The following is a 15822-nucleotide window of genomic DNA, read 5'->3' as shown; positions in this document are numbered from 1 at the left end:
TTAGGATCGCGAACCTGTGTGGATAAGTCCGATCTCATAAAGAAGATCATGCAGTTAGAAAGGATCGTTTGCTGTGAATGATCGGTGATCCTGGACAGTATAAGCTGGGATCAGATCGCGACTTTATGCACAGGTCAAAAACGATACAACAGTTGTTCTTTGGATAACTACGGGTTAATACGAGCTTTTAACCAGAGTTATCCACATCTGTTCGCGCGATCTTTAATCGTTTTTGAGTAAATTTTTCCATTCCGCGAGCCAGATCTCGGCTGGATCCTCCGGAATGTCATGATCGAGGATGTTGATCTTGAGCGTTTCACCCAGCTGTTTTGCTCCACAAGAGGTAACAGCGGCTTCAACTTTCTCTATTGCCCCGCAAAAGGTGTCATATTCACGACTGCCGATCCCCACCGCGCCAAAACGGACGTTTGACAGGTCGGGCTGCTGTTCCAGCAGTTCGTCATATAAAGGTTGCAGGTTATCCGGCAGATCGCCCGCGCCGTGCGTGGAGGTGATCAGCAGCCAGACCCCGTCAGTCGGGAGATCTTCAAGCAACGGACCGTGCAGGGTTTCAGTAGAAAAGCCCGCATCTTCCAGCTTTTCAGCCAGGTGTTCCGCTACGTATTCCGCACCACCAAGGGTGCTGCCGCTGATAAGGGTAATGTCCGCCATTGATCGCTCGCCCAGATAAAGAGACGGCCATTGTACGCTGTGAACGAGCTGGGATCTACCTGTGGAAAATGTGGGAATGAATTTGCCCGATCACGGGCGGATGGTACGCATGATCGGGTTTTGCAGGGAGATCAGCGTCTCGGTGGACTGAATTTCATCGATTGTTTGGATCTTGTTGATAAGTACCTGCTGGAGGGCGTCGATGGATCGGCACATGACTTTAATAAAGATGCTGTAATGCCCGGTGGTGTAATACGCCTCGGTGACTTCATCCAGCGCGTTCAGCTTCGCCAGGGCTGAAGGGTAGTCTTTGGCGCTTTTAAGAATGATGCCGATGAAGCAGCAGACGTCGTAACCCAGATGTTTAGGACTGACGTCGATGCGTGCGCCGGTAATGATCCCCGCCTGTTTCATCTTCTCTACGCGAACATGAATGGTCCCCGGGCTGACGCCAAACTGTTTCGCCAGCTCGGCGTAGGCGGTACGGGCATTGGCCATTAACGCCTCCAGAATGCCGCGGTCGAGATTGTCGATCTGATAATTTTCCATAGCTTTTTCTTATGAAGATTAATGAATCATTCTATTCTAGCGTTTAATTTTATCGAATCAAAAGTGAAGGTGGCTTTTTGTTGATGACTTATTGAGTATGATGCCATTTCTGTTGCTTAATCAATATCAACAGGACGCAGGAGTATAAATAATGAAAACCGCTTACATCGCAAAACAACGCCAGATCAGTTTCGTAAAATCCCATTTTTCCCGCCAGCTGGAAGAGAAGCTTGGCCTTATTGAAGTTCAGGCGCCGATTCTGAGCCGCGTGGGTGACGGGACGCAGGATAACCTCTCTGGATGCGAAAAAGCGGTACAGGTGAAAGTGAAAACACTGCCAGACGCTCAGTTCGAAGTGGTTCATTCACTGGCGAAGTGGAAGCGTCAAACCCTGGGACAACACGACTTCAGCGCGGGCGAAGGGCTTTACACGCACATGAAAGCCCTTCGTCCCGATGAAGATCGCCTTTCACCGATTCATTCCGTTTACGTTGACCAGTGGGACTGGGAGCGCGTAATGGGTGATGGTGAACGTCACGTCGGCACGCTGAAATCCACCGTTGAGGCGATCTACGCCGGGATCAAAGCAACCGAAGCGGCCGTGAGCAAAGAGTTTGGTCTGGCGCCGTTCCTGCCGGATACGATCCACTTTGTTCACAGCCAGGCGCTGCTGAGCCGCTTCCCGGATCTCGATGCTAAAGGCCGGGAGCGTGCGATCGCCAAAGAATTAGGTGCAGTATTCCTGATCGGTATCGGCGGCAAACTGTCTGATGGCAAACGCCACGACGTTCGCGCGCCGGATTATGATGACTGGAGTACTGAGGGTGAGGGCGAATTTGCCGGGCTGAACGGCGATATTCTGGTGTGGAACCCGGTACTGGAAGACGCCTTCGAGCTCTCTTCTATGGGGATCCGCGTGGATGCTGACGCGCTGAAGCGCCAGCTGGCGGTCACCGGCGATGAAGATCGTCTCAAACTCGAGTGGCACCAGGCGCTGCTGCGCGGTGAAATGCCTCAGACTATCGGCGGTGGTATCGGCCAGTCCCGTCTGACCATGCTGCTGCTGCAATTACCCCATATCGGTCAGGTTCAGTGTGGCGTCTGGCCGCAGCAGGTACGTGAAAGCGTCGGTTCTCTTCTGTAATTAACGCTGCCAGCGTCTGAGCAGGCGGCTACGCAGCCCGGTATCAAAGCGCCAGATATGATCGAAGATGCGCATGATGCCGGGTTTTCCATGGGCTGACATCGCCACCGCATGAAATCGGTGCTGGTGCACCCGCTGTAACTCCTTCACCTTATTCACCACGTCATCCGGCAGCCGCTGGGCAATAAAATCGGAAATCACCACCGCGTCAGCGTCATACCAGTCGCCTCCCTGCATACGCTCCACAATGCTGCGAAAGCAGCTGGCCAGATCCGTGCCGCCGCGAAAACGCTGGCTCAGGAAGCGGATTGCCTGCTCGATACCCTGCTGATTCGTCAGCTCATAGCCCACCACCTCGCTGGAGAAGAGCATGATGAAGCAGCGACGACGATCGGCCAGCGCCACGCGCATCAGTGCCAGACAGAACGCCTTCGCGCACTGCTCGTTAAACCCGCCCATCGAACCGGACGTATCCACGCAAACAATGAATGGCCCGCGCGGCTGTTCATCAAAATCCTGATGGACGACCGGCCGTTGGCTGACTTTCTCACGCCAGGCTTCGCCGTGCAGTCGGTAGGTGAGAAGCTGTTTTTCCACCAGCCGACGATAGAACTCATACTCCAGCTCGGTCATCCCCAGCGTGCTCAGTTCCGTGGGCAGCAGGCGTAAAATGTCATCGCTCTGCTGGAGCCCGTCGACCTGCTCCGGCACGGTAGCCGGTTCGCGCACCAGTGTGCGGAAGGTTTCCATCGGGGCATCTTTCTTTGGGACCGACTTTGCCTCCCTTGAGCGACCCAGCTGTTCTGCAAGCTTCATCAGCTCGGGCTGCTGCGCCAGAAAATCGCCGTATTTGACGATCAGCTGATAATCCCCGCGCCGGAGCTGGCCGGCGCTCATATCCCACAGACGCCCTGCGGCGTTTTCATTCTCCACCAGCACCTGTTCTAGCTGGCCGCTCAGCGTCATCCGTTCCTGAACTTCACTGAGCAGCTGTTCACGCTCTTCGTCCAGCAGCTGCTGGTTCAGCGTTGTGGCCTGAACCACCAGGCTGAGGCGCCAGCGCTGTAAGAAAAGGGTATGTAGTGCGGGGGTAAAGGTGGCGTTATCCGTGACCAGCGCCCGGGCCTGGCTGGCAAACGGAGAGTGGACGTTATCGAGCAACGTCAGGGTTTGCGGGAGCTGGACGATAAACTGCGACGTGGAGAGCCGCTGGCACTGCTGATAGCAGGACACCTCTTCCGTTAACTCAGGGGGAACTTCGGTCTCCCTGAACCGCTGACGCAAATTTTCCCGCCAGCGCGGAAGATCGTCCGTCATCGCCTTTTTAAGCTTTGGAAATTTTTCAAAAAACGCCGCCAGCTGCGGCGACGCCAGAAGGGTAATGACCACTTCTTCGATCAACCCCTCCTCGCTGACGGCCAGCATGACGTTAAGCGTATCCAGCGTTAGCATTGACGCGCCTGTTTGATCTGCGCGCTGACGTCCTGCAGGCTGGCTTCGATGCGGCCTAACCAGTCGCTATGAATAAAGAGGCATTTTTGCTGCTCGCTAAAGCGGGTGTGCTGCTGATGCCATTCGGTATCCAGCGCTTCCAGCTGCTGCTTAATCTCTTCGGGGACGCTGTCAGAGGCGGTGCCCGGAAGCGCAAGACGCGATCCCTGGAGGCTGACGTCGCGGATCACCAGGTGCTGGCTGCTGTCCACTTCCATATTCAGCGGCTGCGCGAAACCAATGCCGTTGAGTTTTCCTCGGATCTCTCCGCCCTTATCCAGCCACTGCGCCAGCGCCTCGCGCTCAATCGTAATGTGCACCACCTGCATATCATGCAGTTTAAGCGGCTGCTGGAGCAGCAACGTTAGCGTTGCGCCGGTCAGATCTGCGGGAAGCTCGTAGTGCGGTTTGCGGGCGAACATGCCCCCAAGGCGATTCACTTTCAGCGCGGTTTTATCACTTTGCTGCTGCTGGAGCTGGATGCGCCGCTGGGCAATCGCCCCCAGCTGGTTGAGCATTGCCTGCTGCCCCCAGGCGTGTCCGGTCATCAAAACGTCAAGCTGCTGCTGCATCAGGTTCATGCCTTCTGCATCGTGCCAGAGGCAGTCTTTCAGCAGGATCAGATCGATTGGCGCAACGGCATCACGCCCGCTGAACAGGGCGCTCGCCTGCAGCAGGCGGATCGCTTTTTTCCACCGGCGATCGGAGACATAGGGCGCTGAAGGGATGAGATCAAGCTGCTGGCGCAGCAGATAAATTAGCTCGAAGACGGCGTCTGGCAGTTTGATTTTGCCGATGTCCTGCTGCCACTGGTGATACTCCTCATCCGTCACCTGCAGCGAAGCGGATACCGGGTTTTCACTTTCATCCTGCTGGCTGACCAGCATGGAGCGGAAGTTGGATTTATCCTGCACTTTGTCCAGCCACAGGCGGATAAGCATACGGTCATACAGCGCTTCCAGACTGCTGTCGGCTTCAGGCAGTTCGTTAGAGGCGGCCACCAGCAGGCGCATCGGGATTTTCTCTTCACTGGCGCCGTTACGGAACCGACGTTCGTTTATCGCCGTGAGCAGGGTGTTCAGAATAGCCGGCCCCGCTTTCCAGATCTCATCGAGAAAAACAATCTCAGCCTCCGGAAGATACCCTTCTGTCAGACGCTGATAGCGCCCCTCATCTTTCAATGCCTGAATGGAGAGCGGACCAAAAACTTCTTCTGGGGTGGAAAACCGGGTCATGAGATATTCGAAGGCGCGGGCGTTCTGAAAAGCAAATTTCAGCCTGCGGGCAATCAGGCTTTTGGCAATGCCCGGCGGTCCCAGCAAAAACACGCTTTCACCGCTCAACGCCGCCAGTAAGCAGAGGCGGATGGCGTGGCTACGCTCGAAAAGGCCTTTTTCCAGCGCGCTGCTGAGGCGGGAAATTCTTTCTGCTAATAAATGTGAGTGAGCCATAATAGTTTTGCATCCTTTCGCCGTCGTGGCGGCCAATTGAAGCGAGTATAGACGTTTCAGTCAGGGCTGGTAATAGACTGAAGTGCGGCGCAATTTTCTTTGCGCTACATTAATGCGGTTGCATTTAGGGGTACGATTTTGCAATGAATCGTGCATACTGTGCGCTTTTTGTGGGCCAAGGGACCGGGAACACATTTGTTATTTAAACGAAAAGACTAGTCTATGAGCACTGATAATAAGCAATCATTACCCGCAATAACGCTTGCGGCGATCGGGGTTGTCTACGGTGATATCGGCACCAGCCCGCTTTATACGCTTCGTGAATGTCTGTCCGGCCAGTTTGGTTTTGGTGTTGAACGCGATGCCGTGTTTGGCTTCCTGTCCCTCATTTTCTGGCTGCTGATCCTGGTGGTTTCCGTTAAATATCTCTCCTTCGTTATGCGTGCTGATAACGCAGGTGAAGGTGGGATCCTGACCCTGATGTCTCTTGCCGGGCGGAATACCTCGGCCAGGATGACCTCTGTGCTGGTCATTATCGGCCTGATTGGCGGCAGTTTCTTCTACGGGGAAGTGGTGATAACGCCGGCTATCTCGGTGCTGTCGGCGATTGAGGGGCTGGAGATTATCGCTCCGCAGCTCGATTCATGGGTGGTTCCGCTGGCCATTATTGTCCTGACGCTGCTATTCATGATCCAGAAGCACGGTACAGGGCTGGTGGGCAAACTGTTCGCGCCGATTATGCTGGCCTGGTTCCTGATCCTGGCGGCGCTTGGCTTGCGCAGCATTATTGCGAACCCTGAAGTGCTGCATGCGCTGAACCCTTACTGGGCGGTGCATTTCTTCCTCGAATACAAAGTGGTTTCCTTCGTGGCGCTGGGGGCCGTCGTGCTCTCCATCACCGGTGTGGAAGCGTTGTATGCTGACATGGGCCACTTCGGGAAACTGCCTATCCGCGTGGCATGGTTTATTGTGGTGCTGCCGTCGCTGGTGCTGAACTATTTTGGTCAGGGCGCGCTGTTGCTTAAAAACCCGGAAGCGATCAAGAACCCGTTCTTCCTGCTGGCGCCTGACTGGGCGCTGGTGCCGATGCTGATCCTGGCGACGCTGGCGACCGTCATTGCCTCCCAGGCGGTGATTTCCGGCGTGTTTTCTCTGACGCGCCAGGCCGTGCGTCTGGGGTATCTGTCACCGATGCGCATCATTCATACCTCAGAGATGGAGTCGGGCCAGATCTACATCCCGTTCGTTAACTGGCTCCTCTATTTCGCTGTTGTTATTGTTATCGTCAGCTTCGAGCACTCCAGTAACCTGGCTGCAGCGTACGGTATTGCGGTAACCGGTACGATGGTGCTGACATCACTTCTCTCCACCACGGTGGCGTACCGAAACTGGCACTGGAATAAATTCCTCGTGGCGATGATTCTGGTGGGCTTCCTGTGTATCGACGTGCCGCTGTTCTCTGCGAACCTCGATAAAATTGTCTCCGGTGGCTGGCTGCCGCTGACGCTGGGTCTGGTGATGTTCATCGTCATGACCACCTGGAAAAGCGAGCGTTTCCGCCTGCTGCGCCGCATGCACGAGCACGGCAATTCTCTGGAGGCGATGATCGCTTCTCTGGAGAAATCCCCGCCGGTCCGCGTGCCGGGTACTGCGGTATATATGTCTCGCGCGCTGAACGTCATTCCGTTCGCGCTGATGCATAACCTCAAGCACAACAAGGTGCTGCACGAGCGGGTGATCCTGCTGACGCTGCGCACCGAAGATGCGCCGTATGTTCACAACGTGCGTCGCGTGCAGATCGAGCAGCTGTCGCCGACCTTCTGGCGCGTGGTGGCAAGCTACGGCTGGCGCGAAACGCCAAACGTGGAAGAGGTGTTCCATCGCTGCGGCCTGGAAGGGCTGAGCTGCCGGATGATGGAGACGTCGTTCTTTATGTCGCACGAGTCACTGATCATCGGCAAGCGCCCGTGGTATCTGCGCCTGCGCGGCAAGCTATACCTCATCCTGCAGCGTAACGCCCTGCGCGCGCCTGACCAGTTTGAGATCCCGCCTAACCGCGTGATTGAGCTTGGAACGCAGGTCGAGATCTAATCCCTTCTGAAAATGCCGGGTGGCGCTTCGCTTACCCGGCCTACCAAACCCCTCGCCAACCCTCAATAATTGTCTCTGCATTTCACTTAGCGAAACGTTTCGACGTCGATCACAAATCTGTTACGTCATGATGGTTTTCTGAACATTCTTGAGATTAAACTGATGTCAGCGAAACGTTTCGCTAGTGGAGCAAGAAAATGAAGAAAGGCACGGTACTCAACTCAGAAATCTCATCGGTTATTTCCCGTCTTGGGCATACCGATACGCTGGTGGTTTGCGATGCAGGCTTACCGGTTCCGCGCAGCACAACCCGTATCGATATGGCGTTAACGCAGGGTGTACCCTCGTTTATGCAGGTACTGGATGTGGTGACCGCGGAGATGCAGGTTGAGGCGGCCATTCTCGCGGCGGAAATCAAACAACATAATCCGCAACTCCACGAAACGTTGCTCAGCCATATTGAGCAACTGCAACAACACCAGGGAAACACCATAGAAATTCGTTACACGACGCACGAACAGTTCAAACAACAAACCGCAGACAGTCAGGCGGTGATTCGCAGCGGGGAGTGTTCCCCGTATGCGAATATCATTCTCTGTGCTGGCGTCACATTCTGAGGCCATCATGGACGCATTACTGCAACTCAAAGGGATCGATAAGTCGTTCCCGGGCGTAAAAGCCCTCTCCGGCGCGGCGCTGAACGTCTACCCCGGGCGCGTGATGGCGCTGGTTGGCGAAAACGGTGCCGGCAAATCCACCATGATGAAAGTGCTGACCGGTATCTATCAACGCGATGCCGGTTCACTCGTCTGGCTGGGTAAAGAGACCACCTTCAATGGCCCAAAATCCTCTCAGGAGGCGGGCATCGGCATTATTCACCAGGAGCTGAACCTGATCCCGCAGCTCACCATTGCGGAAAACATCTTCCTCGGCCGCGAGTTTGTTAACCGGTTCGGCAAAATCGACTGGAAAACCATGTACGCCGAAGCGGACAAGCTGCTGGCGAAGCTGAACCTGCGCTTTAAGAGCGACCGCCTGGTAGGCGATCTGTCCATTGGCGATCAGCAGATGGTGGAAATCGCGAAGGTGCTGAGCTTTGAGTCGAAGGTCATCATTATGGATGAACCGACCGACGCCCTGACCGATACCGAAACGGAATCCCTGTTCCGCGTGATCCGCGAGCTGAAGTCGCAGGGGCGCGGGATTGTCTATATCTCTCACCGCATGAAAGAGATCTTCGAAATCTGCGATGACGTTACCGTCTTCCGCGACGGGCAGTTTATTGCCGAGCGCGAAGTCGCCACGCTGACCGAAGATACGCTCATCGAAATGATGGTGGGACGCAAGCTCGAAGATCAGTATCCGCATCTGGAGAAAGCGCCGGGTGAGATCCGCCTGAAGGTGGACAACCTCTGCGGTCCGGGTGTGAACGACGTGACCTTTACCCTGCGCCAGGGCGAGATCCTGGGCGTGGCGGGCCTGATGGGGGCCGGGCGTACCGAGCTGATGAAAGTGTTGTACGGCGCACTGCCGCGCACCAGCGGTTATGTCACCCTCGACGGTCATGAAGTGGTCACCCGCTCTCCGCAGGATGGTCTGGCTAACGGCATCGTTTATATCTCCGAAGACCGCAAACGCGACGGCCTGGTGCTGGGGATGTCGGTTAAAGAGAACATGTCCCTGACGGCGCTGCGCTATTTCAGCCATAGCGGCGGTAGCCTGAAGCATAAAGATGAGCAGCAGGCGGTCAGCGATTTTATCCGTCTCTTTAACGTCAAAACCCCGTCGATGGAGCAGGCGATTGGCCTGTTGTCCGGCGGTAATCAGCAGAAAGTGGCGATTGCGCGCGGGCTGATGACGCGCCCGAAAGTGTTAATCCTCGACGAGCCAACCCGCGGCGTAGACGTGGGCGCGAAGAAAGAGATCTATCAGCTGATTAACCAGTTCAAGGCCGACGGTCTGAGCATCATTCTGGTCTCTTCCGAGATGCCAGAAGTATTAGGCATGAGCGATCGCATTATCGTCATGCATGAAGGGCATCTCGGCGGTGAATTCACTCGCGAGCAGGCCACCCAGGAAGTTCTGATGGCTGCCGCTGTGGGCAAGCTTAATCGCGTGAATCAGGAGTAAGAAGATGACTACCCAGGCTGTTTCTGGTCGCCGCTATTTCACAAAGGCATGGCTGATGGAACAAAAATCGCTGATTGCCCTGCTGGTGCTGATCGCGATTGTATCGACCATGAGCCCGAACTTTTTCACCGTTAATAACCTGTTCAACATTCTGCAGCAAACATCGGTGAACGCCATTATGGCGGTCGGCATGACGCTGGTGATTTTGACCTCAGGTATCGATCTGTCCGTCGGTTCCCTACTGGCGCTCACCGGCGCGATCGCCGCTTCGATTGTCGGCATTGAAGTCAACGCGCTGGTGGCCGTGGCCGCTGCCCTGGCGGCAGGCGCGGCGATTGGCGCCGTAACAGGCGTGATTGTGGCAAAAGGCCGCGTTCAGGCGTTTATCGCCACGCTGGTGATGATGCTGCTGCTGCGCGGTGTGACCATGGTATACACCAACGGTAGCCCGGTTAATACCGGCTTTACCGATAACGCGGATCTGTTTGGCTGGTTCGGTATCGGTCGCCCGCTGGGTGTTCCGACCCCGGTCTGGATCATGGCTATCGTCTTCCTGGCGGCGTGGTACATGCTGCACCACACCCGTCTGGGCCGTTATATTTACGCGCTGGGCGGTAACGAAGCGGCAACGCGCCTGTCCGGGATCAGCGTTAATAAAGTCAAAATTATCGTTTACTCCCTGTGCGGTCTGCTGGCATCGCTGGCAGGTATCATCGAAGTGGCGCGCCTCTCTTCTGCGCAGCCGACGGCGGGTACGGGGTATGAGCTGGATGCTATCGCAGCAGTGGTTCTGGGCGGTACGAGTCTTGCGGGCGGTAAAGGTCGCATTGTTGGGACATTGATCGGCGCACTGATTCTCGGTTTCCTGAATAATGGTTTGAATTTGTTAGGTGTTTCCTCCTATTACCAGATGATCGTTAAGGCAGTGGTGATTTTGCTGGCGGTACTGGTAGACAACAAAAAACAGTAACTGACGACACTACAGGACATCTTAGATATGAACATGAAAAAACTGGCTACCCTGGTTTCTGCTGTCGCGCTGAGCGCAACCGTAAGTGCTAACGCCATGGCGAAAGATACCATCGCGCTGGTTGTCTCTACCCTGAACAACCCGTTCTTCGTCTCCCTGAAGGACGGTGCGCAGAAAGAAGCGGACAAACTGGGCTACAACCTGGTGGTACTGGATTCACAGAACAACCCGGCGAAAGAGCTGGCTAACGTTCAGGACTTAACCGTTCGCGGCACCAAAATTCTGCTGATCAACCCAACCGATTCTGACGCCGTAGGTAACGCTGTTAAAATGGCAAACCAGGCGAAAATTCCGGTGATTACTCTGGACCGCCAGGCAACGAAAGGCGAAGTTGTTAGCCACATTGCGTCTGATAACGTGCTGGGCGGCAAAATCGCGGGTGATTACATCGCGAAGAAAGCCGGCGAAGGCGCGAAAGTTATCGAACTGCAGGGGATTGCCGGTACGTCCGCAGCCCGCGAGCGTGGTGAAGGCTTCCAGCAGGCTGTGGCTGCACACAAATTCAACGTGCTGGCCAGCCAGCCGGCAGACTTCGACCGTACTAAAGGTCTGAACGTTATGCAGAACCTGCTGACCGCACACCCTGACGTGCAGGCGGTATTCGCGCAGAACGACGAAATGGCGCTGGGCGCGCTGCGTGCCCTGCAGACCGCAGGTAAATCTGATGTGATGGTTGTCGGATTTGACGGCACGCCGGATGGTGAAAAAGCAGTAAACGATGGCAAACTGGCTGCGACCATCGCTCAGCTGCCTGAGCAGATTGGCGCCACTGGCGTTGAAACTGCCGACAAAGTGCTGAAGGGCGAAAAAGTTCAGGCTAAATACCCAGTTGACCTGAAGCTGGTCATCAAGCAGTAAAAGGCGAATCAGGCAGTCGCTGGCTGCCTGAGGGACACCAATAAAGAAAAGTGTGGCATACGCCACCGGGTAACACCGGTGGCGCTCTCAGATGGACAACCCAACCATGAAAACCGCAGGCAACCTCGTCGTCCTTGGCAGTATTAATGCCGATCACATTCTTAACCTTGAATCGTTCCCTGCACCGGGCGAAACCGTCACGGGTAACCAGTATCAGGTGGCATTTGGCGGTAAAGGTGCCAACCAGGCCGTCGCCGCCGGTCGCAGCGGGGCGAATATTGCGTTTATCGCCTGCACGGGTGATGACGATACCGGTGAGCGCGTACGCAAACAGCTGGCGAGCGACAACATTGATGTCGCACCGGTCAGCGTGGTTGCAGGGGAATCGACCGGCGTGGCGCTGATTTTCGTCAACGCTGAAGGTGAGAATGTCATCGGTATTCATGCGGGTGCTAACGCTGCGCTGACGACGGAGCGCGTAGAAGCGCAACGTGCCATCATCGCCGGAGCGGAAGCCCTGCTCATGCAACTGGAGTCACCGGTTGAAAGCGTGCTGGCCGCCGCGAAAATTGCGCATGAAAATCATACCAGTGTCGTACTTAACCCGGCCCCGGCCCGTGTATTATCAGACGAGCTGCTGGCGCTGGTGGACATCATTACGCCGAACGAAACCGAAGCCGAAAAGCTGACGGGCATCCGCGTAGAAAATGATGACGATGCCGCGCGAGCCGCGCGTGCACTGCATGATAAGGGCATCGGTACCGTGATTATCACACTTGGTAGCCGTGGGGTGTGGGCAAGCGTCAATGGCGAAGGCCGTCGCGTGCCGGGCTTTAAGGTCAAAGCGATTGATACCATCGCAGCGGGAGATACCTTCAACGGTGCACTGGTCACCGCGCTGCTGGAAGGCAAGAGAATGGATGACGCTATTCGCTTCGCACACGCTGCTGCAGCGATTGCGGTGACGCGCAAAGGCGCCCAGCCTTCCGTTCCGTGGCGTAAAGAGATCGATGAATTCTTAAGTCAGCAGGGGTAACGCTTGGCCACAATGAAAGATGTCGCCCGCATGGCGGGCGTTTCTACCTCGACGGTCTCCCACGTTATAAACAACGATCGCTTCGTCAGCGAGGCGATTCGTGAGAAAGTCGAAGCTGCGGTAAAAGAACTCAACTATGCGCCGTCTGCGCTGGCGCGCAGTCTTAAGCTCAACCAGACGCGCACCATCGGTATGCTGATCACCGCCAGTACCAACCCCTTTTATTCAGAACTGGTTCGCGGCGTGGAGCGCAGCTGCTTCGAGCGTGGCTACAGCCTGGTGCTGTGCAATACCGAGGGAGACGAGCAGCGCATGAATCGTAACCTGGAAACGCTGATGCAAAAACGCGTCGACGGGCTACTGCTGCTCTGCACCGAAACGCACCAGCCCTCGAAAGAGATCATCCAGCGTTATCCTTCGATTCCCACCGTGATGATGGACTGGGCGCCGTTCGACGGAACCAGCGATCTCATTCAGGATAACTCCCTGCTGGGCGGCGATATGGCGACTCAGTACCTGATTGATAAAGGACACACTCGCATTGCCTGTATTACGGGGCCGCTGGATAAAACTCCGGCGCGTTTGCGTCTGGAAGGGTATCTTTCCGCCATGGAACGAGCGGGGCTTGCCATTCCTGATGGCTACCGGATCACAGGCGACTTTGAGTTTAACGGCGGCTTCGAGGCAATGCAGAAACTGCTAACGCAAAAGCCGCGTCCGCAGGCGGTCTTTATTGGTAACGACGCGATGGCGTTTGGTGCCTATCAGGCGTTGTATCAGGCGGGGCTACGCGTGCCGGACGATATGGCGGTGATTGGCTATGACGATATCGAACTGGCCAGCTACATGACGCCGCCGCTGACCACTATTCATCAGCCGAAGGATGAACTGGGCGAGCTGGCCATCGATGTGTTGATCCACCGTATGGCGCAGCCCACGCTGCAACAGCAACGGCTGCAGCTTACTCCTGTTCTGATGGAACGCGGTTCGGTTTAGCTTTCTCTTTGTGACGCTCTTTAATCAGGTTTCGGCCGTCTTTTGGTTTTAACAGCATAAAGACCAGCGCCGATACCACGGTAAGTGCGCCCATGGTGATAAAGGTATAGTGGAACTGCTCAACGGTATTCGCGCTGTCAAAACCCTCATAAAACCTCAGCACCGCTGCACTCACGGCAACCCCTAAACTGATCGACAGCTGTTGCGTTACCGCCAGCACGCTGTTGCCGCTGCTGGCGTTCTCGTCAGTCAGGTCGGCGAGGGTGATGGTGTTCATCGACGTGAACTGCGTCGACATCGCCATGCCCAACACAAACAGCGGCAGGATCAGCATCCAGACGGGTAACGCGGCGGATTGCAGCGAGAACTGCGCAATCATCAGACCGATAAAGACCGTCACGCCAACCAGCGTCTTACGATAGCCAAACCAGCGCAGCACCTGTGTCACGGTTGATTTTGCCAGAATCGAGCCCATTGCCGTGGGCGCCATCATGCAGCCAGCAATCAGGGCCGGGTAGCCGAAACCCACCTGCAGCATCAATGGCATCAGGAACGGTACGCAACCCGTCCCCAGACGAGACGCAATGTTCCCAGCAATCCCTACGGAAAACGTTCGGGTGTTAAAGAGCCCCAGGGAGATTAACGGCGTCGGGTGACGGCGCGCGTGACGTATATAAAGAAGGAATAACAGAATACCGCCGAGGATAACGGAGAGTGCTAACCACGTCGCGACGATCTTCTCGCCAAACAGCTCCATCCCGCTGGAGAATAACACCAGGCTCAGGCCAAACAGGAAAAAGCCGCCCATATCGAAGCTGCGCCTTGGCGTGGTGAAGTTCGGCATATATTTGCGGGCATACAGCAGCCCCGCAACGCCAATTGGAATATTAATCAGGAAGATCCAGTGCCAGCTTGCCCAGGTGACAAACACGCCACCGAGTACCGGGCCAAGAATCGGGCCGACCAGGCCCGGCATGGTGACGAAGTTGAGTACGGGAAGCAGTTCGCTCCTGGGGTAGGCTCGCAGCAAGGCAAGGCGCGCCACCGGCATCATCATCGCGCCGCCAATGCCCTGCAATACGCGAAAGATAACCAGCTCCGTTAAGGATGAGGAGAGCGCACAGGCCAGCGAACCGAGCGTAAAGAGCGTTACGGCCAGCATGAAAACTCTGCGGGTGCCAAAGCGGTCGGCCAGCCAGCCGCTGACCGGAATTAACATTGCGACCGTCAGGGTGTAGCTGATGATGGCGGACTGCATCGCCAGCGGGGAGCGGTTAAGGCTTTGCGCTATAGCGGGAAGCGCTGTGTTGAGGATGGTGGCATCCAGTGCCTGCATAAAAAACGCCATGGCTGCAATCCACGGCAATCCGGCCATGCTGCGCGCTTTTTTCGTTGTCATTTATTTACCTGCTGGTGGGTTGGCGCGGCCAGCAATGCCTGGCACGCACTCAGGGCTCGCTGCCCGTCGCTTTCCTGGATGGCATCAACTATCGCCTGGTGCAAATCCAGTTTTACCACTTCGTTTTGTGTAATAGAGGTAAAGTAGGTGTGATACACCGAATGAAATAAAGAGGCAAAAGAGGTGAGGAACGGATTGGCGCTCATCATATAGATGTGTTCATGCCAGGCCATATCGACCTCAACCCAGCGTTCGCGGTTGAAGTTTTTTTTCAGGAACACCATCTCTTCCATCAGCGCGTTAAGCTGCGCTTTCTGCTCTGCTGTTCCCAGCGTGGCGGCAAGCAGACATGCCTGAGGTTCAAGGCTGCTGCGCATCACCAGAAAGTGATCGACGACCTGATGAAAGTTATCTTCCGTCATCCACCAGGAGAGCAGCTCCTGATCGAGAAAATTCCAGTTACTCTGTGGCATCACGCGTGTGCCAATGCGAGGGCGTGGAAGCACCATACCTTTTGCCGTTAGGGTTTTCACCGCTTCGCGCACGGCGGTACGGCTCACCCCAAACTGCTCACCCAGCTCCATCTCACCCGGCAGGATGCTACCTGGGGCATATTTACCCGCTAAAATCCGCTGAGCCAGCTTTTCTGCCAGCACGTACGACAGGTTTTTTTGGGCGGCTAGCTGTTGTGCGCTTAATGGCATCGCTTTTATTCCTTAAAGATTCATGCTGATAATTATGCCACCTCGAATGTGATTGTGGTTGCAGATACATCAAATAGAACAATTTGTAGCTTGATTTCACCTCTATTGGTGAAAAAAAACGCGGATGGAAACTTTTTTTAAATTTCCTCTTGTCACGTCGGAATAACTCCCTATAATGCGCCTCCACTGACACGGAACAACGGCACACACGCCGCCGGGTCAGCAGAGAAAAGCGAAATTAATCACTTGACTCTGAAGCGGGAAAGCGTAA

Annotated in this window: 14 protein-coding genes; 8 read left to right on the top strand and 6 right to left on the bottom strand. The window is 55.5% G+C overall.

Annotated elements, in window-relative coordinates; genetic code table 11:
- Positions 1-222 precede the first annotated feature (222 nt).
- On the bottom strand, positions 223-672 hold the full coding sequence (mioC, locus tag SPH27_RS20080; protein WP_023309786.1) for an FMN-binding protein MioC: 450 nt from the start codon (positions 670-672) through the stop codon (positions 223-225).
- A 90-nt stretch (positions 673-762) separates the two neighbouring features.
- Complete coding sequence (asnC, locus tag SPH27_RS20075; protein ID WP_023333916.1) at positions 763-1221, bottom strand: transcriptional regulator AsnC; 459 nt, start codon at positions 1219-1221, stop codon at positions 763-765.
- Positions 1222-1372: 151 nt separating this feature from the next.
- On the opposite strand from asnC, the gene asnA reads away from it, so the two are divergent.
- Positions 1373-2365 carry an aspartate--ammonia ligase gene (asnA, locus tag SPH27_RS20070; protein ID WP_047059253.1) on the top strand — a complete coding sequence of 331 codons (993 nt, stop codon included), beginning with the start codon at positions 1373-1375 and terminating at the stop codon, positions 2363-2365.
- Here the strand turns inward: asnA and viaA are convergent, their stop codons facing one another.
- Positions 2366-3817: an ATPase RavA stimulator ViaA gene (gene viaA, locus SPH27_RS20065; RefSeq protein ID WP_064673014.1), complete on the bottom strand. Its 1452-nt coding sequence runs from the start codon at positions 3815-3817 to the stop codon at positions 2366-2368.
- Positions 3811-5307: an ATPase RavA gene (gene ravA, locus SPH27_RS20060; protein WP_023309782.1), complete on the bottom strand. Its 1497-nt coding sequence runs from the start codon at positions 5305-5307 to the stop codon at positions 3811-3813. Before ravA ends, viaA begins: the two co-directional genes overlap by 7 nt.
- Positions 5308-5529: 222 nt before the next feature.
- Here ravA and kup point away from each other — a divergent pair, with 222 nt between their 5' ends.
- From kup to rbsR, 7 genes are all read left to right on the top strand, one after another.
- On the top strand, positions 5530-7398 hold the full coding sequence (gene kup, locus SPH27_RS20055; RefSeq protein ID WP_023309781.1) for a low affinity potassium transporter Kup: 1869 nt from the start codon (positions 5530-5532) through the stop codon (positions 7396-7398).
- 197 nt (positions 7399-7595) lie between these two features.
- The gene (gene rbsD / locus SPH27_RS20050; protein WP_032662094.1) at positions 7596-8015 is read left to right on the top strand and encodes a D-ribose pyranase; all 420 of its coding nucleotides are present in this window, start codon (positions 7596-7598) and stop codon (positions 8013-8015) included.
- 7 nt (positions 8016-8022) lie between these two features.
- Complete coding sequence (gene rbsA / locus SPH27_RS20045; protein WP_023309779.1) at positions 8023-9528, top strand: ribose ABC transporter ATP-binding protein RbsA; 1506 nt, start codon at positions 8023-8025, stop codon at positions 9526-9528.
- Positions 9529-9532: 4 nt separating this feature from the next.
- Positions 9533-10498 (top strand): ribose ABC transporter permease, encoded by a 966-nt coding sequence (gene rbsC, locus SPH27_RS20040; RefSeq protein WP_006808742.1) that lies wholly within the window; start codon positions 9533-9535, stop codon positions 10496-10498.
- A 27-nt stretch (positions 10499-10525) separates the two neighbouring features.
- Complete coding sequence (gene rbsB, locus SPH27_RS20035; RefSeq protein WP_010426610.1) at positions 10526-11416, top strand: ribose ABC transporter substrate-binding protein RbsB; 891 nt, start codon at positions 10526-10528, stop codon at positions 11414-11416.
- Positions 11417-11522: 106 nt separating this feature from the next.
- Positions 11523-12452 (top strand): ribokinase, encoded by a 930-nt coding sequence (gene rbsK, locus SPH27_RS20030; RefSeq protein WP_048981420.1) that lies wholly within the window; start codon positions 11523-11525, stop codon positions 12450-12452.
- Between the two features lie 3 nt (positions 12453-12455).
- The gene (rbsR, locus tag SPH27_RS20025) at positions 12456-13448 is read left to right on the top strand and encodes a ribose operon transcriptional repressor RbsR (RefSeq protein ID WP_073001901.1); all 993 of its coding nucleotides are present in this window, start codon (positions 12456-12458) and stop codon (positions 13446-13448) included.
- Here rbsR and mdtD read toward each other — a convergent pair.
- Positions 13414-14847 (bottom strand): multidrug transporter subunit MdtD, encoded by a 1434-nt coding sequence (gene mdtD, locus SPH27_RS20020; protein ID WP_033144368.1) that lies wholly within the window; start codon positions 14845-14847, stop codon positions 13414-13416. The genes rbsR and mdtD overlap by 35 nt on opposite strands.
- Positions 14844-15551: a FadR/GntR family transcriptional regulator gene (locus SPH27_RS20015; protein ID WP_143347729.1), complete on the bottom strand. Its 708-nt coding sequence runs from the start codon at positions 15549-15551 to the stop codon at positions 14844-14846. The genes mdtD and SPH27_RS20015 overlap by 4 nt, the downstream gene beginning before the upstream one ends.
- Positions 15552-15822 lie beyond the last annotated feature (271 nt).

Source organism: Enterobacter sp. A103, assembly GCF_034427535.1.
Classification (GTDB): Bacteria; Pseudomonadota; Gammaproteobacteria; order Enterobacterales; family Enterobacteriaceae; genus Enterobacter; species Enterobacter asburiae_B.
Note: the sequence above shows the minus strand (reverse complement) of the source record. Positions and strands in the feature narration are given on the sequence as shown.